At 37.0% G+C, this 21,774-nt stretch carries 17 protein-coding genes; 3 read left to right on the top strand and 14 right to left on the bottom strand.

What is annotated here, in order from left to right:
- Nucleotides 1-14 precede the first annotated feature (14 nt).
- A complete protein-coding gene (gene lpxK / locus ACXAGS_RS14470; protein WP_474907751.1) occupies nt 15-1,010 on the top strand; it encodes a tetraacyldisaccharide 4'-kinase in 996 nt (331 codons plus the stop codon).
- Here lpxK and ACXAGS_RS14465 read toward each other — a convergent pair.
- The 9 genes from ACXAGS_RS14465 to ACXAGS_RS14425 form a co-directional block, all read right to left on the bottom strand.
- Nucleotides 1,007-3,127, bottom strand: a complete 2,121-nt coding sequence (locus ACXAGS_RS14465; protein WP_474907750.1) for a tetratricopeptide repeat-containing hybrid sensor histidine kinase/response regulator — start codon at nt 3,125-3,127, stop codon at nt 1,007-1,009. The genes lpxK and ACXAGS_RS14465 overlap by 4 nt on opposite strands.
- Before the next feature lie 92 nt (nt 3,128-3,219).
- Nucleotides 3,220-4,227 (bottom strand): type I glyceraldehyde-3-phosphate dehydrogenase, encoded by a 1,008-nt coding sequence (gene gap / locus ACXAGS_RS14460; protein WP_474907748.1) that lies wholly within the window; start codon nt 4,225-4,227, stop codon nt 3,220-3,222.
- 24 nt (nt 4,228-4,251) lie between these two features.
- Nucleotides 4,252-5,130 carry a lipoyl synthase gene (gene lipA / locus ACXAGS_RS14455; RefSeq protein ID WP_474907747.1) on the bottom strand — a complete coding sequence of 293 codons (879 nt, stop codon included), beginning with the start codon at nt 5,128-5,130 and terminating at the stop codon, nt 4,252-4,254.
- Nucleotides 5,131-5,189: 59 nt separating this feature from the next.
- Nucleotides 5,190-5,756, bottom strand: a complete 567-nt coding sequence (locus ACXAGS_RS14450) for an RNA polymerase sigma factor (protein ID WP_474907745.1) — start codon at nt 5,754-5,756, stop codon at nt 5,190-5,192.
- A 20-nt stretch (nt 5,757-5,776) separates the two neighbouring features.
- Nucleotides 5,777-5,983, bottom strand: a complete 207-nt coding sequence (locus ACXAGS_RS14445) for a membrane or secreted protein (protein WP_474907744.1) — start codon at nt 5,981-5,983, stop codon at nt 5,777-5,779.
- Nucleotides 5,984-6,054: 71 nt separating this feature from the next.
- On the bottom strand, nt 6,055-6,813 hold the full coding sequence (locus ACXAGS_RS14440) for an anti-sigma factor (RefSeq protein ID WP_474907742.1): 759 nt from the start codon (nt 6,811-6,813) through the stop codon (nt 6,055-6,057).
- The gene (locus tag ACXAGS_RS14435; RefSeq protein ID WP_474907740.1) at nt 6,810-7,373 is read right to left on the bottom strand and encodes an RNA polymerase sigma factor; all 564 of its coding nucleotides are present in this window, start codon (nt 7,371-7,373) and stop codon (nt 6,810-6,812) included. The genes ACXAGS_RS14440 and ACXAGS_RS14435 overlap by 4 nt, the downstream gene beginning before the upstream one ends.
- Before the next feature lie 191 nt (nt 7,374-7,564).
- Complete coding sequence (gene murB / locus ACXAGS_RS14430; RefSeq protein WP_474907739.1) at nt 7,565-8,581, bottom strand: UDP-N-acetylmuramate dehydrogenase; 1,017 nt, start codon at nt 8,579-8,581, stop codon at nt 7,565-7,567.
- Nucleotides 8,578-9,771, bottom strand: coding sequence for a pyridoxal phosphate-dependent aminotransferase (locus tag ACXAGS_RS14425; RefSeq protein WP_474907738.1), 1,194 nt, complete (start codon nt 9,769-9,771; stop codon nt 8,578-8,580). The genes murB and ACXAGS_RS14425 overlap by 4 nt, the downstream gene beginning before the upstream one ends.
- Nucleotides 9,772-9,920: 149 nt before the next feature.
- On the opposite strand from ACXAGS_RS14425, the gene ACXAGS_RS14420 reads away from it, so the two are divergent.
- Nucleotides 9,921-11,267 carry an aspartyl protease family protein gene (locus tag ACXAGS_RS14420; RefSeq protein ID WP_474907737.1) on the top strand — a complete coding sequence of 449 codons (1,347 nt, stop codon included), beginning with the start codon at nt 9,921-9,923 and terminating at the stop codon, nt 11,265-11,267.
- A gap of 42 nt (nt 11,268-11,309) precedes the next feature.
- On the opposite strand, the gene ACXAGS_RS14415 is transcribed toward ACXAGS_RS14420, so the two are convergent.
- A complete protein-coding gene (locus tag ACXAGS_RS14415; protein ID WP_040579088.1) occupies nt 11,310-11,696 on the bottom strand; it encodes a DUF1573 domain-containing protein in 387 nt (128 codons plus the stop codon).
- Between the two features lie 195 nt (nt 11,697-11,891).
- Between ACXAGS_RS14415 and ACXAGS_RS14410 the strand changes: the two genes are divergently transcribed.
- Nucleotides 11,892-14,522, top strand: coding sequence for a valine--tRNA ligase (locus ACXAGS_RS14410; protein ID WP_474907735.1), 2,631 nt, complete (start codon nt 11,892-11,894; stop codon nt 14,520-14,522).
- 53 nt (nt 14,523-14,575) lie between these two features.
- Here ACXAGS_RS14410 and ACXAGS_RS14405 read toward each other — a convergent pair whose 3' ends face one another.
- The 4 genes from ACXAGS_RS14405 to ACXAGS_RS14390 all read right to left on the bottom strand — a co-directional run bounded on the left by ACXAGS_RS14405 (nt 14,576) and on the right by ACXAGS_RS14390 (nt 21,627).
- Nucleotides 14,576-15,406, bottom strand: coding sequence for a DMT family transporter (locus tag ACXAGS_RS14405; protein WP_474907733.1), 831 nt, complete (start codon nt 15,404-15,406; stop codon nt 14,576-14,578).
- 150 nt (nt 15,407-15,556) lie between these two features.
- The gene (locus ACXAGS_RS14400; protein ID WP_474907731.1) at nt 15,557-16,816 is read right to left on the bottom strand and encodes a prolyl oligopeptidase family serine peptidase; all 1,260 of its coding nucleotides are present in this window, start codon (nt 16,814-16,816) and stop codon (nt 15,557-15,559) included.
- Nucleotides 16,817-16,829: 13 nt separating this feature from the next.
- Entirely contained in the window at nt 16,830-19,121 is a 2,292-nt protein-coding gene (locus tag ACXAGS_RS14395; protein ID WP_474907730.1) for a glycoside hydrolase family 3 protein, read from the bottom strand.
- Nucleotides 19,122-19,254: 133 nt separating this feature from the next.
- A complete protein-coding gene (locus tag ACXAGS_RS14390; RefSeq protein WP_474907728.1) occupies nt 19,255-21,627 on the bottom strand; it encodes a TonB-dependent receptor in 2,373 nt (790 codons plus the stop codon).
- Nucleotides 21,628-21,774: the final 147 nt, after the last annotated feature.

Raw genomic sequence — 21,774 nt, 5'->3', positions numbered from 1 at the left:
ATAAATTCGCTGTTGTGTGGTTACTACGTAAAATATTATTTCCCGTCTCCTTGGTTTATGGGCTTGTTGTGTGGTTTAGAAACCAATTTTATAATTTAGGTTGGTTCAAAAGTAAAAGCTATAGTACACCTTTGGTGTGCGTTGGTAATTTAAGCGTAGGCGGAACGGGTAAAACCCCTATGATAGAATTTTTGGTCAACGGTTTACAACATCAATTTAAACTAGCGGTCTTAAGTAGGGGCTATCGTAGGCAATCTAAAGGGTATGTACTAGCTACGGAAAACACTACGGTAACTCAATTAGGAGACGAACCTTTTCAATTGCATAAAAAATTTAAAAATTTAACAGTTGCCGTAGATGCTGATAGGCAAAACGGAATTCAGCAATTAGAAGCAACATTACAGCCAGAACTTATACTTTTAGACGATGCTTTTCAGCACAGGAAAGTTACACCAAGCTTTTCTATTTTGTTAACCACATATGAAAATCCTTTTATCAATGATTGGTATTTGCCTACCGGCAATCTAAGAGATAGTAAAAGTGCTTCTAAAAGAGCGGATTGTATGGTTGTTACCAAATGTCCAATGGATTTAGCGGTTGAAGTTAGAATGAAAATGGAACATCGGTTAAAGAAACATCCAAATCAACATATATTTTTCTCTTTTTTGGCCTATGACGAAACCGTATATACCAAAGATGATAATCTTGCACTCGTAGATTTAAAAAATAAGCAAATTACTTTAGTTACGGGTATTGCCAATCCAAAACCTCTAGTAGCATATTTACGAGCCCAGGGCATTAAGTTTGAGCATTTAGCCTATAAGGACCATCATAATTTTACCGCCTCAGAATTGAAAGAACTGGCTAAAAAACCATTTGTACTTACTACTGAAAAAGATTACGTAAGGCTAGAAGGTAAATTGGATACGTTGTATTATTTGCCGGTTAAGCATCAATTTTTTGATGATGGAGCAGAAACACTTTTAAAACTGGTTAAGGCTAAAGCCTAAGAATTAGTTGTGGTTTGGGAACCAAATACGTTTTCGCCTATTTTGGTGTAGAAAACCTCAGGTTTAAACGGTTTGGTTACTACGGCATTACAGCCTGCTTCAAAGAATTCGTCCAAGCTGTCTTCCATGGAGATTGCGGTTAAAGCAATAATTGGTATTTGGGTGTTGAATTTTCGTATTTGTTTAGTGGCCTCCGTACCGCTAATACCTGGCATATGAATATCCATTAAAATAACCGCATACTCATTCGCTTTAGCTGCGTCAATAGCTTCATTTCCGTTGTTGGCAATATCACAGCTAATACCCTTTTTATTGAGCATTTTTTTAGTGATTACTTGGTTTATTTTATTGTCTTCTACAACTAATACATGTAGGCCTTCAAAATTATAATCATCTACAGATGGCTCAAAAGTAAGTTCTTCCTCGTAGGTTTCTTTCACTTTAAAATCCAAATCAAAGAAGAACGTACTGCCTTCTCCAACAGCGCTATTTAAATTAATTTTACTATCGAATAAGCCCAGCAGACTTTTTACAATTGTTAATCCTAACCCGGTACCACCATATTCACGGTTTATTTGTATGGAGCCTTGTTCAAAACTGTCAAAAATATTCTTTTGTTGTTCTTCAGAAATTCCAATACCCGTGTCGCTTACGGCAAAATAGATGGTTACCTGGTCCGCAGTGTGGTCTTTTAATTTGGCGGTTACGGTTACCGTTCCGTTTTTGGTGAATTTTAAGGCGTTGCCAACAAGGTTCATGAAAATTTGAGACAGTTTCAACGGATCTCCCAATAAGGTAGGAGGTATATTTTTATCAATGTTAACCACTAGGCTGGTCTTAGAATCTTTTGCATTTTGTTGTAAAGAATCTATAACATCGTTTATAACCTTGGTTAATTTAAAATCGATGTTTAAAGGTTCAAGTTTTTCGGCATCTATCTTATTTATTTGTAGAATATCATTGATGAAATTCAATAAATAATCGCCAGAAAATTTGAGTGATTTTAAATGTTCTTTTTGATGCTCTGCAGGGTTTTCTTCCAAGAGCAGATGGGTTAAACCGGTTACCGCGTATAGCGGCGTTCTAAGCTCGTGGGTAACGGTGCTTAAAAAATTCATTTTGGCCTCCATAGCGGTTACCGCAGCGTCTCTGGCAATTTCTAGTTCACTGTTTTTGGTCTGCAGTAAATCGTTGGTTTTTAGTTTTATTTGATTGTTTCTATATAACGATACGGCTAAAATAGAAATGATGGTTAAAAAGGCAGATGTTAGTATAGCGGTAATCTCAGATCGGTTTGCAGACGCACTTAATTCTTCATTTTTACCTTCTAAATCTTCTAAGGTTTTTGCAAACTGGTCAAATTTAATCTGATTCGCTTTTTTATTTTGGGCCTCTAAACGATTTAAATTGTAGATGGAGTCTCTTAAATTCAATATTTGTTTATTGAACTTTAAAGCACTCTCGTAATCCTCTAGCTCTTCATAGTTTTTGGCCAAAAAACGACTCGCTTTGTCAATTTCCCTAAAATATTGATTTTTAAGCGCTATTTCCATTGCCGCCTCTCCATGCTTCTGCGCACTTTCTAAATCTTCTAATTTCTTGTGTAGCCTTGCAAGACCTAGATTTGCCTTGGTTGCCAAAAAGCTACGTTCAAGATTATCAGAATTAACTAAAAGGGCATTATAATTGGTTTTGGCATCTTCAAACTTGTCTAGTTTAAGGTATATGTCGGCTTCGGCCAGTAAAATACGGTTAAGTAAGTTTTTATCGTTGGTTAACCTCTTTACTTCGTTTAATTCTCTCATGGCCTGAAAATTATTATCAGACCTATACAACAACACGGCGTTTATGTAATTATGTACGGCATCACCATAAGGGTATTCGGTTGTTTTTAGTAATACTCCGGCTCTATCCCAATAAAAAAGAGTAGTCTCTAAATCTTCTAACTCTAGATATAACAAAGAAAATTGATGGTACGTATCTAAAAGCAATTGCATATTGTCCTCCTCTTCTGCCCTAATAGCGAGTTCTTGGAGTGCTTTTAATGCTTCTTCCTTATTATCATGGTGTATAAAGTTCCTTGCCTCTTTAAAAGGATCGTTAGAAACTTGAAGCATATTCGCTTGTAAGCTAATTCCTTGAAAAAGGAAGAGGCTTACTAATAAAAATGTAGTTAAATTTTTAATTGGGTCGATTGCTTTTATCAAATTTAAATAAAACCATTTTGTTTTATCAAATAAATAAGGTCAATTAATCTTGAGCTATAGCCAACTTCATTATCATACCAGCCTATAACTTTTACCATTTTACCAATAACCGAGGTCATCTGGGAATCAAACGTACAAGAATAGGAACTATTGTTTATATCAATAGAAACAATAGGGTCTTCCGTGTAATGCAATATATTTTTTAAGGAAGTATTGGCGCTAGCTTTAAAGGCTTCGTTAATGGTTTCAATAGTAACCTCTTTTTTAACGTTAAAGGTAATATCTGTTAACGAACCGTTTGGTACGGGCACCCGAATACCACAGCCTCCAATTACATTGGACAACTCTGGGAATATTTTGGTAAGTGCCTTGGCAGCACCTGTTGTAGTTGGTATTATGGATTGGCTTGCTGCGCGACTTCTTCGTAAATCACGATGCGGTTTGTCATGTAAGCTTTGGTCAGAAGTGAAGGAGTGCACGGTTGTTATATAGGCCTGCTCTATACCACACAATTCCTGAATTACCTTAATCATTGGCGCCGCATTATTGGTAGTACACGATGCGTTGGAAATGATGTGGTCCTCTTTGGTTAAACTGTCTTGATTAACTCCAAGAACTATCATTTTTATATCGTCTTCCTCTGGAGGAACGGACAGAATTACTTTTTTGGCACCATTAGTCAAATGATGGCTTAAATCATTTTTAGATTTGTATTTTCCCGTTGCCTCTATGATAATATCTATGTTAGCAGGCCATTGTATTTCACTTGGGTGCGTGCAATTATATACTGGTATCTTATTCTTATTGATAGTTATAGCTTGGTCATCAGAACTTATTTCTTGGTTATAAACCCCATGAATGCTATCATATTTAAGTAAATGCGCCAAGGTTTTTACATCTGCCAAATCATTAATGGCAACAACCTTGATGTTTGTATGTTGGGTCAATAACCGGAAAAACGTTCTGCCGATTCTTCCAAAGCCATTAATACCAATGTTTATAGTTGTCATTTAATATAAAAAGGCTGGATGCTATTATTCAATATGTTTGTGGGCTTTGTACGAAGAGCGTACCAACGCACCGCTTTCTACGTGTCTAAAACCTAAATCCAATCCTATTTCCTCGTATTTTTTAAATTGGTCTGGAGTAATAAACTGTTTAACCGGTAAGTGTTTTTTAGACGGTTGTAAGTATTGACCAATGGTAACTACGTCTACATTGGCATTTCTTAAATCATGTAAGGTCTCTATAACTTCTTCTTCTTGCTCTCCCAAACCTAACATAATACCAGATTTGGTTCTGTGGGCACCGTTGTCTTTCAGATATTTTAATACGCCCAAACTTCTCTCATATTTTGCTTGGATGCGTACTTCCCTTGTTAGCCTTTTTACGGTTTCCATGTTATGCGAAATAACTTCTGGTGCAACCGATAAAATTCTATCTAAATGGGTTTCTATTCCTTGAAAATCCGGTATTAATGTTTCTAGGGTAGTATTTGGGTTCATACGGCGAACGGCATTTACTGTTTCTGCCCAGATTATAGATCCCATATCTTTTAAATCATCACGGTCCACGGAGGTTAGTACCGCATGTTTAATTTTCATAATTTTTATAGATCTAGCCACTTTTTCTGGTTCTTCCCAATCTACGTTTTCTGGCCTACCTGTCTTAACACCACAGAATCCACATGACCTTGTACATACATTGCCCAAAATCATGAAAGTAGCGGTACCCTCTCCCCAGCATTCGCCCATGTTGGGGCAACTTCCAGAGGTGCAAATGGTGTGTAGGTCATACTTGTCTACCAAGCCCCTTAATTGGGTGTATTTTTTGCCTGTAGGTAGTTTTACCCTTAACCATTTTGGTTTACCTTTTTTAGGCGGTATTACGTGTGTTGCAACTTCTGTGGACATAACAACTATTTAGCTTACAAATATACGAAAAGGCAATGGGAACCCCATTTTGTCTAAGTCTATTTGCTATCTGTAATTATTTCAGAAAGTAATTTTTTGGCGCGGAGTAATTTTACTTTAATTCTGTTTATAGGTTCGTTTAATTCTGTGGCAATTTCTGCGTAACTCATCTCATTAAAGAACCTGAGCTGTATTACCTGTTGGTAATGTGGTTTTAGCTTTTTGATATTGGCCAGTAAGGTTGCTAAATTTTGTTCTATAATAAGAGCGTCCTCTGCTGTTGGGCTATTGTCTAAAATGCTATTTACCTCTTCTGGTTTTCCAGTGTCTTTACCATCTAAAACGTTTCTTTTCTTTTTCCTAAGTAAATCTACATGTAGATTTTTAGAAATGGTTACCAACCAAGTACCAAACTCATATTTTTCGTCATAGGTTTGGATTTTATCAAAAGCTTTTGAAAAGGTTTGCACCGTGATGTCTTCCGCGTCATTCTCATTTTCGGTGCGTTTTAATTGAAACCCGTATACCTGTCCCCAGTATTTATCCAATAACAAAGAAAAAGCTATTTGCTGACCTTTCTTTGCTTGAGCAATGGTTTGCTGTAAATCAAAATGAGAGTCGCTCAAAAAATTGGATTCTAAGGTTTCTAGGCTTGTATAACGGAATCTTTCTTACAATCTTGTTCGTCTGGTGTTTTACCACAAAATCCGCAAGCTTCGCCTTCTTGGTTTAAGAACGGACTTTGACTAGCACAGGTACCAGCAAACTTACCATCTTTCTTTCCCCAAATCTTTATAGCAATACCGGCGAAGGCTAATGCTAATAATCCAACTGTAAGTAGTACTAATTTCATATCTGAAAATTTGTACAAAAATAAGCAATAGCAGAAAAAAACCGGAAGATGTCTTCCGGTTTTAAATTATTTTAATATTTGATGTCTGCGACAATGTTTTCTACACTGGGCGCTAAATTACCTCCTTTAGGCTCAATAGTTATGTAGCCTACAGCTTGATCTGCATAGGGTAGGGCCAGTAGTTTTTCCTTATCGTCAAATTGTTTTATAACACCTAAGTTTACCATTTCGCCATTTACTTCTGCCCACATTTGATAACACTGCTCTTCTGGCAATTGTGGCAGATGGCTCACGTTTATGTAGGATAGCTTTTTAACCGGATTTACATAGGCCACAGCTTTTAGTTCTTGTGCCTTTTTGTTACCCCTAATGTTTAATCTTTTAGTGTTGGGGTTATTTAGTACAATATATTGGTTACGGATATCTTCTAGCTCTAAGCGCATATCCATTTCCAAGGTTTTGATTTTGTTGTTAACAATTGTATTCTTCTCCATTAAATCTTGATTTTGATCGTAGAAAAAGAATGCAGAACCAGCAAACAACAAGGCAACTATACTGGCTGCAATAGCAAAACGATAGAATTTACTATTACGCTTCTTTTGCTTGCTAATTTTATGAAGTATGGTTTCTTTAAGACCTTCTGGAGCCTTTATGGCATGCAGTTTAACGTAGGCTTCCAAATTATCTTGTAGTTCATCGTAAGCTTTTCTAACCTCTGGGTACATTGCTATGTACCGCTCTGTCTTAGCAGTTTCTAAGTTATCGGTCTCACCCAATAGATAGCGTTCTAGTAAATCGCTGTCTAAAAAATCGTGTATTTTGTTTTTCATAACATTAAAATTATAAATAGTACAAGAGCTGGGGACCCATAAATTTTTCTCATTTCTCTTAATCCAATTTTTAATCTGGATTTTATGGTTCCTAAAGGAATATCTAGTTCATCACTGGCCTCTTGTTGGGTCATACCCTCAAAGAAAAGCGCCTCTAATACAATTCTGTATTTTTCTTCTATTTTATCTAGATGTTCTTTTACGTCTAAAAACTCCGGTCTTATACTTTGTTCACCTACATTATATACGTCAGAAACATCAATTTGGATTTCCTTATCGGATTTTGTGCTAACACTCCTTAATTTGTCTATTGCCGTATTGCGGGTTATACGAAACAGCCACGTAAATAATTTTGCTTTGGAGGAATCATAAGAATCTGATTTTTTCCAGATTTTAATAAAACTTTCCTGTACAACGTCTTGGGCTAGTTCTTCGTCTTTAACAACTTTATAGGCCACCCCAAAGAGGGTGTCCGCATAATTATCGTATAGTAAAGACATGGCTTTTTCATTACGCTCTTCTAATAACTCTACAATATGATTTTCCAGTAGTTTACTCATAGTTTGGAAAAAAAATCAGAAAAAATTCAATTTAAAACATCCAAACGTAATTTTCTCCCGTATATCCAATAGTGCTAAAGTAAAAAAATACATTACAACGGTAGCTATTCTAAAGAGAAGTTACTTTTAAGATATTAAATTTTTGGTTAGTTTGGTTTGGTATAACCCCAGTGGCAGTCTTGTTGCTGGGGTTATTTTATGATGTTGACTTCTGGGTCTATAGTAATATTGAAATTATCCTTAACGCAACGTTGTATTTTCATGGCTACATCCAAAATTTCCTTTCCCGTAGCGTTATCATGGTTCACCAAAACTAAGGCTTGTTTGCTATGAACGCCTGCATCTCCAAATCGTTTTCCTTTAAATCCACATTGTTCTATTAGCCAACCTGCAGGTATTTTATAAGTGCCGTCTTCTAACTCATAGTATGGTGCGTTCTTGTTTTTTTTGATAAATGCAGTAAACGTTTTTTTAGAAATTACGGGGTTTTTAAAAAAACTACCACTATTTCCAATTTCCTTGGGGTCTGGTAATTTACTTTTCCTAATGTTTATTACGGCATTAGAAACATCTTTTATGGTAGGCGAAACAATATTAAGTTTTTCTAACTCTGCTTCAATAGCACCATAATGGGTGTGTAATTGATGGTTGTGTTTGGTTAATTTAAATTTTACTGCTGTAATAATATATTGCCCTTTTTTCTTTCCTTTAAAAACAGAATCCCTGTAACCAAATTCACAATCTTCTATAAAAAATTCTTCTAATTCTTTACTTTCTATATGCATGGCTTCGCAGCTTACAAAGCTATCTTTAAGTTCCACACCATAAGCACCTATATTTTGTATTGGTGCAGTACCTACATTACCAGGGATTAACGAAAGATTTTCTAGGCCACCATAGTCTTGTTTCAAGGTCCATTGAACAAATTCGTGCCAATTTTCACCAGCCATTGCCTTAACAATTACCCTATCTTGATCCTCTTCTATTACGGTAATTCCCTTAAGATTTATGTGTAAAACCAAATCTTCAATATTCTTTAGTAGCAACATATTGCTACCGCCACCAAGTATAAAATAATTGGGATATGCGGATAGTTGCAATGCCTTTTGTAGCTGTAATACCGTATTTACCTCTAGAAAAAAACGCGCGTTCACGTCAATGCCAAAGGTGTTGTAAGGTTTTAAAGATTTGTTTTCTTCAATGTTCACGCTTGTTGGTATTGTTTTAAAGCTTCTTTTAATATAGTAATGGCCTTTACTAGTTCTTTTTCTTCCAAAACATACGCAATTCGTATTTGGTTTTTTCCTTTGCCTTCGGTTGCATAAAAGCCAGAGGCGGGAGCTACCATTACGGTATTTCCATCTAATTCAAACGATTCTAAAAGCCACTGGGCAAAATCGTCAGTATCCTCCACGGGTAGTTCTGCTATGCAATAAAATGCACCGCTAGGTTCGGCAACGGAAAGACCTGGAATTTCCTTTAAACCTTTTATTAATAAATTTCTTCTAGAAACGTATTCTTCTTTTACAGCGGTAAAATAACTGTTAGGCGTTTCTAATGCTGCTTCACTAGCTATTTGTGCCAGAGTTGGGGGGGATAATCTAGCTTGGGCAAATTTTATTATGGCTTGCATTAAAGTTTTGTTCTTAGAAACAACACAACCAATTCTAGCACCACACATGCTGTATCTTTTAGATACGGAATCTACCATAATGGCATTTTCTGCTATACCCTCAATACTTAAGATAGAATGATGTTTTTTGCCGTCGTAAGCAAATTCACGATAAACTTCGTCGGCAATTATAAATAGGTCGTGCTTTTTGGCTAGTTGTGCCAGTTCTTCAACTTCTTCCTTGGTGTAAAGGTAGCCAGTTGGGTTTCCTGGGTTACAAATTAATATGGCCTTGGTTTTGGCACTTACCAGTTTTTCAAACTCGGCAATGGGTGGTAAGGCAAAGTTGTTCTCAATGCTAGATAAAATAGGTACAACGGTAACACCATTGTTGGTGGCAAATCCATTATAGTTAGCGTAAAAAGGTTCAGGAATTATTATTTCATCTCCTTGGTCCATAATAGCACCCATTACAAAAGAAAGTGCTTCTGATCCCCCCGTTGTTACTATAATATCTTCTGCGGAAACAGTTATCTGGTGCTGCTTATAGTAGGCCGCAATTTTAGTTCTATATTCTTCTGAACCCTCTGTTCTGCTGTATGCAAGAACATCTAAATTCATATTCTTTACCGCATTTAAGGCCACTTCTGGAGTTTTAATATCTGGCTGGCCAATATTCAAATGAATCACATTTACCCCCTTCTTCTTGGCATTTTCCGAAAATGGAACCAATTTTCTAATTGGTGAAGAGGGCATATTTAAGCCTTTTTGTGATATTTTGGGCATAGTCTAATTTTTTGCAAAAATGGCGAAACAATGTGAGTATAACAACATTAAAGATTAAGATTTAGTAATGCCGTTAAGCTACCGTTTGGTGTAAAATTGAAATATTAATCTTAACTTATTGCAGCTATAACTGTTTAACTGCAAGTATTTTGAATCGATTTATAGGGTTTTTTGTATTTCTAGGTTTGGTGTTTGCTTCTAGCATAAATGCGCAACATTTTAGTTTGGATAAGCACAAGAAGGTTGAGCGTATAAAATTTCAAAAAATTAATAATGTAATCTTGGTGCCGGTGACTTTAAACGGGGCCAAACTTACGTTTATGTTAGATTCTGGTGTTAGCGCTCCTATATTATTTAATTTATCAGACCAAGATTCCATTCAACTAAATAATGTTACTACTATTACCTTAAAAGGTCTGGGCGAGGGCGAACCAATTGAAGCGCTACGTAGTGCTCATAATCAATTTAAAATTGGTACGGCAACTAATACGGACCAATCCCTATTTGTGGTATTGGATAAAGACTTAAATCTTTCACCTGCCCTAGGTGTGCCCGTACATGGCATTATTGGGTTCGACGTTTTTCGTGATTTTGTGGTAGAAGTAAATTATGGGAAATCTATAATAAAACTGTACAACAACAACGCAGGGTTTAAGGTGCCCAAGAAAGCACAGAAATTACCCCTGGCCATAGAACATAAAAAGGCATTTTTACACGCCAGTATTGTAAGGGAGAGCAATAGGGAGGTTCCAGTAAAATTGTTGATAGATACCGGTAGCAGTGATGCTTTGTGGCTTTTTAAAGATTCAATAAAGGGTATAGATTTGCCTAAAAAACATTTTGAAGAATTTTTAGGACAAGGCCTCAATGGAGAAATCTATGGTAAACGTTCCAAGATAAAAGGAATTAAAATAGGCGAATTTTTTCTTGAAGAAACTAAGACGGCATTTCCATACAAAACTTCTTTCCAGGCAATTTCTAATTTGGGAGAACGAAACGGAAGTTTAGGTGGAGAGGTTTTAAAACGGTTCAATCTAATTTTTGACTATAAAAATAGTGCAGTCTACTTTACCAAGAACAGTAACTTTAATAAACCTTATCAATACAATTTATCTGGCATAACCTTACAGCATAACGGAGTAAGATACATTGCAGAAAGAATAGCAGATTCTAGAGGTAGGGTAAAGGCAGAACACAATGATTCTTTTGGTAACGTGCAAATTGTTATGGACAACCAAACCAGATTAAGTTTGGTACCAGAAATTGTGGTTTCTAGTATACGTGCTGGTAGCCCTGCAGAAAGAGCAGGTCTGCAAAAAGGAGATGTGATTTTATCTGTTAATGGTAGGCAAGTGCACAACTACAAATTACAGGAAGTATTGCAGATGCTAAACGAAAGGAAAGGTAAAAGGGTAAAGCTAATGATAGAACGATACAATGATGACAAGAAATTTTCTTTTGTTGTAGAAGATGTATTCAAAAACAAAAAGCCTTGACATTTGTCAAGGCTTTTGATAAAGTAAACAAATTACTTAAAATTATTTAGCTCCTTCTGCTTTTACGTTTCCTTTGATTTTTAAAACCTTAGTTGGTGTATCCGCATTAGAAGTTACGGTGATTGCCTTTCTTATTGGGCCCACACGTTTTGTGTCATATTTTACTTGAATCTCTCCTTCATCACCCGGTAAAATAGGTGCATCTGGTTTTTTAGGAATAGTACAACCGCAACTAGACCTAACATTGCTAATTACCAAAGGAGCATCTCCTGTGTTGGTAAATTTAAAAACGCGAACACCATCGCTACCTTTCGCAATGTCACCATAATCAATCGTTTCAGACTTAAATTCAATTTTCGCTGTTTTGTCCTGGGCTTTTACACTCATGGCCAAAAGACCAACAAACATTAAAAGTAATACTTTCTTCATTTTTTTAGTTTTGGGTAAATTCAAAAGTAGGCTATTTAAACCTACCTCCAAAATTCTTTTGTAATGTAATAACGTTACTTATTTTTGTTTCGTATTCAGCGGATTGGTAAATCTAGAAAGCTATATGTTAAATTTTGTTGTGGCTTTCTTTTTGTTGACCAATCCATTTTAATTTAAACAATAATCATACCGAAAATGGAAATTCCATCCAAATATGAGCCCAATAGGGTAGAGGAGCGCTGGTATAAGTACTGGGAATCCCAAGATTTTTTTACATCTACACCAGATGATAGGGAGCCGTACACCATAGTAATACCACCGCCAAATGTAACGGGAGTATTGCACATGGGGCACATGTTAAATAATACCATACAAGATGTGTTAATTAGAAAAGCGCGTTTGCAAGGTAAAAATGCGTGTTGGGTGCCAGGTATGGACCACGCTTCTATTGCTACAGAGGCAAAAGTAGTGGCCAAACTTAAAGCAGAAGGTATAGATAAAGCTACTTTGTCAAGAGAAGATTTTCTTAAGCATGCTTGGGATTGGACCAACGAGTATGGTGGCGTTATTTTAAAACAATTACGCAAACTAGGCTGTTCTTGTGATTGGAAGCGTACCAAGTTTACTATGGACGATGATATGTCTGCTTCTGTAATTAAGGTATTTGTAGACTTATATAAAAAAGGACTTATTTACCGTGGCTACAGAATGGTAAATTGGGATCCAGAGGCAAAGACTACTTTATCTGATGAAGAGGTAATTTACGAGGAGCGAAATGGACTTTTATATTATTTGGCTTACGAAATTGAGGGGTCCGATGAAAAGGTAACCATTGCAACAACAAGACCTGAAACTATTTTGGGCGATACGGCTATTTGTATCAATCCCAATGATGAAAGATATGCCCACCTAAAAGGAAAAAAGGCCATTGTGCCTATTTCTGGTAGAGTAATCCCAATTATTGAGGATGAATATGTAGACATGGAGTTTGGTACAGGTTGCTTAAAAGTTACACCTGCTCATGATGAGAACGATAAAAATCTTGGCGAGAAGCATAATTTAGAAGTTATAGACATCTTTAATGAGGATGCTAGTCTAAATTCTTTTGGGTTACATTATCAAGGTAAAGACCGTTTTGTGGTGCGTAAAGAGATTGCAAAAGAGCTAGAAGAAAAAGGCTATTTAGTAAAAACGGAGCAGCACTTAAATAAAGTGGGTACTTCTGAACGTACCAAAGCGGTAATAGAACCGCGTTTGTCTGATCAGTGGTTTCTTAACATGGAAGACCTTTCTAAGCCAGCTTTAGAAGCCGTTATGGAGTCTGGCGATGTAAAATTGTTTCCAGATAAGTTTAAAAATACGTATCGCCATTGGATGGAGAATATTCGTGATTGGAATATCTCTAGACAGTTGTGGTGGGGGCAGCAAATACCAGCGTATTTCTATGGCGATGGTAAAGAAGATTTTGTGGTTGCAGAAACTGCGGAAGAAGCATTACAGTTAGCAAAAGAGGCTTCTGGGAACGCAAATTTAAGTGCTGCCGACTTAAAACAAGACCCAGATGTTTTAGATACTTGGTTCTCTTCTTGGTTATGGCCAATTAGTGTTTTCGGAGGCATATTAGAGCCAGAGAACGAAGAAATAAACTACTATTATCCTACAAACGATTTGGTAACCGGTCCAGATATTTTGTTTTTTTGGGTGGCTAGAATGATTGTAGCTGGGTACGAGTTTAGAGATAAAAGGCCGTTTGAGAATGTGTATTTAACAGGTTTGGTGCGTGATAAGCAGCGTAGAAAAATGTCCAAATCTTTAGGTAACTCGCCAGACGCTTTAAAATTGATAGAGCAGTTTGGCGCTGATGGCGTTCGTGTTGGTTTATTGTTGAGCTCTGCAGCGGGTAACGATTTATTGTTTGATGAAGCCCTATGCCAGCAAGGCTCTAATTTTGCCAATAAAATTTGGAATGGCTTTAGATTGGTAAAAGGTTGGGAGGTTGCAGACATACCACAGCCCAAAGCTGCGCGTATTGGTATAGATTGGTACAAAGCTCGTTACCAACAGGTATTGGTAGAGATAGAAGACCATTTTAGCAAATACCGTATTTCTGATGCCTTAATGGCTATCTATAAATTGGTTTGGGATGATTATAGTTCTTGGTTGCTAGAAATAGTTAAACCTGCTTACCAACAACCCATAGACCAAAAAACTTTTGATGAGGTTATTGGTATTTTGGAGGATAACTTAAAGTTATTGCATCCTTTTATGCCATTCTTAACGGAAGAAGTATGGCAACATATAGCGGAGCGCGATACCAAAGAGGCACTTTGTGTGGCTGCATGGCCTTCTAAAAATAGTTTTGATGATACAATTATAGAAGAGTTTGCCTTCGCTGCTGAGGTAATTGCAGGTATTAGAACCATACGTAAGGATAAGAATATTCCCAATAAAGATGTTTTGGAGCTGTCTATTTTGAATCAGTCTGGTACATCTGATAGTATGAATGCCATTATCCAAAAGTTAGGCAATATTGAAACAATATCAGCAGTAGAAGCATCTGTAGATGGGGCGTTGACGTTTAGGGTTAAAAGTAATGAATATTTTATTCCTATTGCTGGCGCGATAGATATAGAAGCAGAGAAAGAGAAAATTCAGCAGGAATTAAACTATACCAAAGGCTTCTTAAAATCTGTTCAGAAAAAATTGAGTAACGAACGTTTTGTAAACAATGCGCCAGAAAAGGTGGTAGAAATAGAACGTAAAAAAGCAGCCGATGCAGAAGCTAAAATAGAAACTTTAGAAAAGAGTTTAGCTAATTTAGGTTGATGCAAAATTTAAAATTATATTTTCTAACGGCTCAAATTTTACTATTTGGGCCGTTATTTTTTTCTAATCAACGTATTTAGTACCAATGCCGTTACTATAAAAAATAAGCCTACAAAACTTAGAAGCGTATATTCATCTCCAAAGAATAAAACCCCTACGCACATGGTAAAAGCTACTTCTAAGTACTTTAACGGGGCTACTAAATTAGTTTGTGCCCAATGAAATGCTTTAGTCATAAAAATCTGGCCAATATACCCAAAGAACCCCAAGCTCAGTAAAATTAACCACTCTTTAGGTGTAGGGGCTTGCCAATTAAAAATAGAGAGTATACCGCCAACAAGAACTGTAATGAACATAAAGTAATTTACCACAACTAGCGGATGTTCGGACTTACCTATCTTTCGTAAGGAAACATAAACCAAGCCGCTAAATAGGGCAGCAAAAGAAATTAGTATAAAACCCTTTAAGTTAATATTGGGGTCAAATCCTTTTAAGAACAATACACCGCCAAAAGCCATGGCAAAAAAGAATAATTGAATAGGCCTTAATTTTTCTTTTAAAAGAAATACGGCAAAGATAGCAGCAAATATTGGAGATACATACCTAAGGGATACAGCCGTACCTACGGGTAATTCTTTTAAGGACATAAAATATAGACTCATGGCAGTTAGTCCTAAAAAAGCCCTTGTAATTAATAATATCCTGTTATTACCTAAAAAAGGTATTTTTTTATGGTATAGCAATCCAGATGTTATGGCCAACGTGCCCAATCCCCTAAAAAAAACCACTTGAAAGGTTGGTAAATGGGCTAAGTACTTTACCATGGTGTTCATTCCTGTAAAGGCCAAAGTACTAACAAGCATAAAAAGAAAAGCCTTTTTCAAACTGTGTAGTTAACTATTAAGCCGCTAAGGTAAGGCGCATTTTCTGGAAACGTTTTTAATTCAGGGATAGATTATTATTTATGACAAATTGAAAAAGAAAAAGGGTTTTGGTAACAAAACCAAAACCCTTGGTATACTAATAGTCTAGTATTATTTTTTATGCTGAGCCAGCCATTCCATTACGGTGATGGTTTTGCCATCTATTTTCTTTTGAGAATGATTTCTATGACTGTAAACCCATGAAAAATGACCGTTTAAATGAAAATCATCACCACCATAAACACCATATAAATCTACCACATGGTCGTATAGGGATAAGTGCACATCTTTTGCGCCTGCATCAATAAGTCTATTATAAGTAGGTATTACGGTTAATGCTGCCTTAGTAATGGGGTCATCTTTAGAGTGCATATACCAGATAGCTTGGTTTGCTAGGGTATTAATATCTGAATCTGTAAGATGCTCGTTAAAAAAGGCCAAGGCAGATGGATAAGCAGCTGCAAAATAATCTGGATAGTTTAACAACAATTCCTGGGTCATATAACCGCCATTAGAACAACCGCCCACATAAATTCTGCTGGTGTCAATGTCTGGATGATTTTCTATAAAATCGTTGAATAGGGCCATGAGTGCTTCACTATAAATATCTGGTTCTTGGCCCGTGGTGGTTTCTCCAGAAATACCATGCATCCATCTAGTTGGGGTTTGTGGTGCTAATACGTAAGCGCCTCCAAAAATTTGCTGTATTTTATCAGAAGCATAGTTAGCGGCTCTATTGGCTAAAAGTACAATACTTGGGTCGGTACCACCTTCGCCTCCACCATGTAGCCAAATTATCAAGGGTTTTTTATCGGTAGTAGTTTTAGGCGTATAAGCGGCATAAGTTAATTCAGCATTGTTTGATTGGAATTTACCAGTTAAATCGAACTCATCTACTAGCGGCAATATCCGTTTAGTTTCATTGTTCCAAACAGTGTTGTTTACCTTGTTGGTAACAGTAAGTTCATAATTGGTCCATTGGTTACCACTACAATCCTCCGTAAAAAAGTATAATATAGGTGAGCCTATAGGTAGATGTGGGCCCACTGCGGTATGTAGCGTAATGTTTTTACCATTAGCTAAACGGTTTCCTTTTTCATCAGATACATAGGCGGTAACTATAGCTAAATCGCCATTGGCCCTAGGCGAGTCCGCAGGCAAGCAATCAGATGTTCTTTTAACCTTAATTTCAAAATCAGTTGAATTTGCAACAGAGGTAGTATCTGATAAATGAAGTATTACTTTACTGGTAGCCGGTCCCCAGTCAAAACCTTCGACTACCAAAGTATAGTCGCCATTTGATTTTTGGGCTATAGTTGGTGTAATTACCAACCATAAGAATAGTATTGCTAAGTTCTTTGCTTTCCGCATAACTAGTTATGGTTTATTTAGTGCCATATTTATTGGTTCTGTCGTCAGAAATTTGCCCTTTCCAATTTAAACCAAACGCAAAGTCATAGCTGTTTCCTTCAGCATCCACATAAGGTTCCATATCCCTGGGTACATCTTCAAATTGTAATTCTACCGTTTTCATATTTGCTGGCATTTGAAAAGGTAATAAAGCAGAAGGTTCACTTTTTCCTGCAATTATATCTAGGATAGCTTGGTCTTGAACACCCATGTGCACCAAAATAGCGTCTGCATTAGGCTCTATTTCTGAAAATACCATGGGCTTACTAACATGCACCACTACAATTACCGGTTTGTTGCCCATTTTTTGTTTGGTGTCATTTACCATATCCATGTCTTTGGTATTTCTAGCGGTTACGGTTTTTCCTTTATACGTTCTATTGGTAAAATCTTCTAGAGGACTGCCACCGGCAATACTGGTTTCCCTAGCGTCATTTGCGGTATACGTATCGTATTGAAGGCTAATTGGTATGTATCCGTTACCACCATTTTCCAAATCTTTTTTGTTATAGCCTGTGCCACCATCTGGACTTTTTATCCCCACCAATGCAAAGTCTGCCGCATCCGGACTGTCTACTATCTCAAAATATTTGGCAACTACCTCCATGTTAAATGCAGGTTCAATACGTTCAGGGGTCACAATTCCCCACCAGTTAACACTAGGTGCCACATATCTTTCTGGCACATATACTTTCTTTTTTTCCGCTACCGGTAAACTGTTGGCTTTATTTTTAAGCATTACTATAGACCGCAATTGTGCATTGTAGCCTTGTTGCATAAATTCTGGTTTACCAACCGTTTTCTCCGTAGCGGCTATATTTAAATAGGGATTTTCAAAAAGCCCTGTTCTAAAAATGTTCAGTAGAAGGCGTACTGCGGAAGTTTCAAAACGTGCTCGCATTTTCTCTTCTCCATGTTCTTTAATCCCCATATTATAGGCTGCAAGAACAGGTTTCATATCATTGTTACCGCCAAATTGGTCCATTCCGGCCTCAATAGCTTTGTAATGTCTTTCTGCTTCGGTTAAGGTTTCTACTCCCCAAGGTTTTCCTTCAAATTTATCTATGGCAGATACATCTTTTGTAATTCCCCAATCTGTGCACAAGACACCATCGTATCCATATTTTTCCCTTAGTAATTCGGTAATTAAATATTGGTTATAGCCATTACCCACGGCTTCTCCATGCCCATCTGATATGGTATAGTATGGCATAACCGCCGTAGCAGATTTAGTTTCCCCTTTTAGCTTAAAAGCACCTTCTAAAAAGGGCATCATGTGGTCTTTTATGTTATTTCCAGGATATACTGCGTAAGCGCCATATCCAAAATGTCCATCTCTACCTCCTTCTTCTGGACCACCACCTGGCCAATGTTTTACCATTGCGTTTACACTTTGCATACCCCACCCTTTACCAGCTGTGGTTTGGAAACCGTCTACATATGCCCTTGCTAAATCTGTAGCCAATTTTGGGTCTTCTCCCATAGTGCCATCAAAACGGCTCCATCTAGGTTCGGTTGCTAAATCTATTTGAGGGGATAGAGCAGTTGCAATACCTAAGGCACGATATTCTTGCGAAGCTATGTTACCAAAGGTTTCCATTAAATCTGGGTCAAAACTGGCCGCTAGCCCTAAAGTGCTAGGCCACATGGAAATGGTACCTCCAGCTCCGGCATTATATTCTGCATAGGAATCACTGCCATGTCTAGGGTCAGAACTCGTATTTACAGGAATACCCAAGCCAATACCCTCTACGTGGGCTTGTGCATTATTGTTCCATTGGGCGGCCACCTTAGGGCTTTCTACACGGGTTATTAGTACATGGCGTAGATTATCATCCGTTAAAAACTGCTTTTGTTGGTCAGAGAGGTCTCCTGCCTGTGCTCCGCTATCCGGGAATGGTTTTTCATTGTAGGTAGAAGCTCCAAAACCTTTGGCCGCACCAGGTATTGATTGGTGTGCACTATAAAGCATTAAACCTGCAATTTGTTCAATACTCATTTGGCTGGCCAAATCTTTTGCTCTTTCTTCAGCGGGTAGTCTCCAATCCTCGTATGTATCTAATTTCCCATTTTGGTTTAAATCTTTGAATGCCAAATGGTCTACGGTAAGTAGTTGTACCCCAGATTTATTATGATAACCTAATGTGGCACCATCCTTATTTTTAACTAGTTGGTAGCCGTCTTGTGCCTCTTCTGACCATTTAGGACCGCAAGAGAATACAGCTAAAGGGAGAGAAAGCAGTAGTACCTTTTTTATTGGATTCATTATTTGAGTTTAGTTAGTTGGAATTAAATGTGCAGAATTCAGATAGCTAATTTAGATAATCATTAATTAAATAACTTATTTATTGATAAATTCTTAGTTGACATGTCAAATTATAAAATGGTAGATTTTGGTTTTAATACCGTTTTGCTCCAAAAAATTCCATGGCTTCACCTTTGCCAAATCCGTAACTAAATCCAAATGAAATAAACCTACCACGCTGTGAGCGGTTGTACACTTCAAAATCATTTTGGGCAATGGTATTTTCAAAGACCCTAGATGCAAATACATCTCGGACACTCATATTTAATACGGCTCTACCTTTTAATAATTTCTTTCTTATCCCTAAATCCATAAAAATGTTTTCTGCCACTTGCCCTTGTACGGTTTGGTAACTAGATCTATAGTTACCTGTTGCCTCCATATCTATGTCTAGCGGTAATTTTATTTTGGTATTTAGCTTGGAAGACCATTGATCCGCACTAAAGTCAAAAACAGTTTCTTCAAAGGTACCTTCCCTTTTAAAGCTGTTATAGTTAAGGTCTAAGTTAAAAGTTAGCCACCTTGCCGGGCTGTATTTGGTATTGAATTCTACACCTGTTGCGTCGTTAGTACCAATATTTTCTGGTCTAGTAGTATTTACATTGTTTTCAAAGAATGAGATACGCTCAATAACATCTGTAGTTTTTCTGTAGTAAACGCCAAAATTCATAGCGGTTTTACCAACAAAGAAAATAGACGTTAGTTCGTAAGAATCTGTAAATTCTGGTAAGAGGTTTGGATTTCCCTGTCTAATATTAAAATTGTTTCTAATGTTGAAAAAGGGATTTAAATCCCATAACCTTGGTCTGTATATCCGTTTTGAGTAACCTGCTTGTAAAGAAACGCGTTCAGAAAATTTGTAAGAAGTATGCGCGCTTGGAAAGAAGTTGGTATAGTTTTGGTCGTTTGCTTGGTTGTTATTGGTCAAAAGCGTGTTTAAATCTGTGTTTTCTACTCTTAACCCTCCTTTGAGCCCCCATTTTTCTCCTTCGTAGGCACCTGTACCATAGAAGGCCAATACTTTTTGGTCAAATTCAAAAATATTGGTAAGACCAGGGTCGGTCACAAATTCACCATTCACCAAATTTTCTACCTCATAGTCGTTGCTAACGTCGTTCATAACATATTGAGACCCGGTTTCCATGGTCCATTTTTCAGAAAATGGTTTGGTATAATCTAGTTTAAAGGTGAAAACGGATTCTTTGAAGTCTGTTCTAGTTTTTTGACTATTGTCCCGGTCCTCGCCAGAAATGGTCTCATCTAAAAAATCTGAGGATTGGTCTTTACCAAAAAAGTTACCTAATGCGCTGAATAGAAGGTCATGGTCTTCATTGTCTTCAAAATCTTTTTTATACTGAAACTCGTACTGGAATTTAGGGTTAGTGGCCTCGGTTACCTCGGTTCGCTGCCATTGACTTGTAAGGGTATTGTTGCCGTCAAATGCTGCAAAATTGGTGGTAGAAGGTTGGTCTTCTATTTCTAAAGCTACATTACCGGATAAAGTAATTACACTTGTGGGGTCTACATAATAGTCCGCACCTAGAACAAAATTATAAAACGTTTCATTTCTAAACTCTTCGCCAAAAGAGTTGATGCTACTGTTATCCGTTAAATCTCGGTTAATAGACTCAACATCATTTGGTAGCTCTCTATACCCGGCTCCTAATTGACTAAACAAATTGAATTTTTCACTTCTTTTATTAAGGCTTAGTCCCAAGCTATGGTTGTTAGGTGCTCCGGTATTAACAGATAAGGAACCATTTAGCCCTTTTCGTTCTTCTTTTTTTAGTACAATATTAATTATACCAGATGTGCCTTCGGCATCATATTTAGCAGAAGGGTTGGTTATAACTTCTACACGTTCTATCATATCTGCTGTAATGGTACCCAGTGCATTGCCTTCGTCACTAGCTAGAATAGATGGTTTTCCGTTAATCAACATTTGTACGCCAGTGCTTCCCCTTAAACTTACAGCACCTTCTATATTCACGTTTACAGAAGGAACATTGTTCAATACTTCTAGGGCACTAGCCCCCGTTGTACTTAAATCTTTACCTACGTTAAATACCCTGCGGTCTAGCTTAAATTCTGTTTGGGAAACCTCGCCCTGTACTACCACCTCTTCTAGTTGTTGGGCATCTGGGGCCAGTATAATTGTACCAAGGTCTATAACTTGGTCGTTGTTTTTTGGTTGGGGAATAATCTTTTTTTCAAAGCCGATAAAACTAACTTCTATATAATAGTTATCTGCAGTAAATTCAAAGTTAAAGGTGCCATCTTCTCCCGTGGTTGCTCCGGTTAACGCTTGTTTGGTATCATTATCACCAATCATTATGGTAGCAAAAGCAACCGGATATTGGTTTCCTTCTTCTACAACTTTTCCTTTTAATTGTCTGGTTTGTTGGGCGTTAATGGCTGTTGCGCTTAAAAGGAATAGACCCAATAATAAATATAATCTAGCAATCATGATGTTAATTTAGATTTTGGTAATTTTTCAATGCGAAATTGCCTTTAAAAAGAAGGCTTTAAAAAAATATTGCGGCGAACGACAGGATTTAAGTCGTTATCAACAGTATTTAAGAAAACATTAAGCCTGTATGTTGTTGGGCAGAAA

It is taken from the genome of Croceivirga sp. ABH4_376, from assembly GCF_056160685.1.
The sequence above is the reverse complement of the archived record's forward strand: the minus strand, read 5'-3'. Positions and strand labels throughout refer to the sequence as shown.

Bases quoted from the DNA above. Each gene is read 5' to 3' on its own strand.
- ACXAGS_RS14435 (WP_474907740.1), bottom strand. From the start codon at position 7,373: ATGAGTAAACTACTGGAAAATCATATTGTAGAGTTATTAGAAGAGCGT.
- ACXAGS_RS14445 (WP_474907744.1), bottom strand. From the start codon at position 5,983: ATGAAATTAGTACTACTTACAGTTGGATTATTAGCATTAGCCTTCGCC.
- ACXAGS_RS14425 (WP_474907738.1), bottom strand. From the start codon at position 9,771: ATGCCCAAAATATCACAAAAAGGCTTAAATATGCCCTCTTCACCAATT.
- ACXAGS_RS14465 (WP_474907750.1), bottom strand. From the start codon at position 3,127: ATGCTTCAAGTTTCTAACGATCCTTTTAAAGAGGCAAGGAACTTTATA.
- ACXAGS_RS14390 (WP_474907728.1), bottom strand. From the start codon at position 21,627: ATGATTGCTAGATTATATTTATTATTGGGTCTATTCCTTTTAAGCGCA.
- ACXAGS_RS14440 (WP_474907742.1), bottom strand. From the start codon at position 6,813: ATGAAAAACAAAATACACGATTTTTTAGACAGCGATTTACTAGAACGC.
- gap (WP_474907748.1), bottom strand. From the start codon at position 4,227: ATGACAACTATAAACATTGGTATTAATGGCTTTGGAAGAATCGGCAGA.
- ACXAGS_RS14400 (WP_474907731.1), bottom strand. From the start codon at position 16,816: ATGCGGAAAGCAAAGAACTTAGCAATACTATTCTTATGGTTGGTAATT.
- ACXAGS_RS14410 (WP_474907735.1), top strand. From the start codon at position 11,892: ATGGAAATTCCATCCAAATATGAGCCCAATAGGGTAGAGGAGCGCTGG.
- lipA (WP_474907747.1), bottom strand. From the start codon at position 5,130: ATGTCCACAGAAGTTGCAACACACGTAATACCGCCTAAAAAAGGTAAA.
- ACXAGS_RS14395 (WP_474907730.1), bottom strand. From the start codon at position 19,121: ATGAATCCAATAAAAAAGGTACTACTGCTTTCTCTCCCTTTAGCTGTA.
- ACXAGS_RS14415 (WP_040579088.1), bottom strand. From the start codon at position 11,696: ATGAAGAAAGTATTACTTTTAATGTTTGTTGGTCTTTTGGCCATGAGT.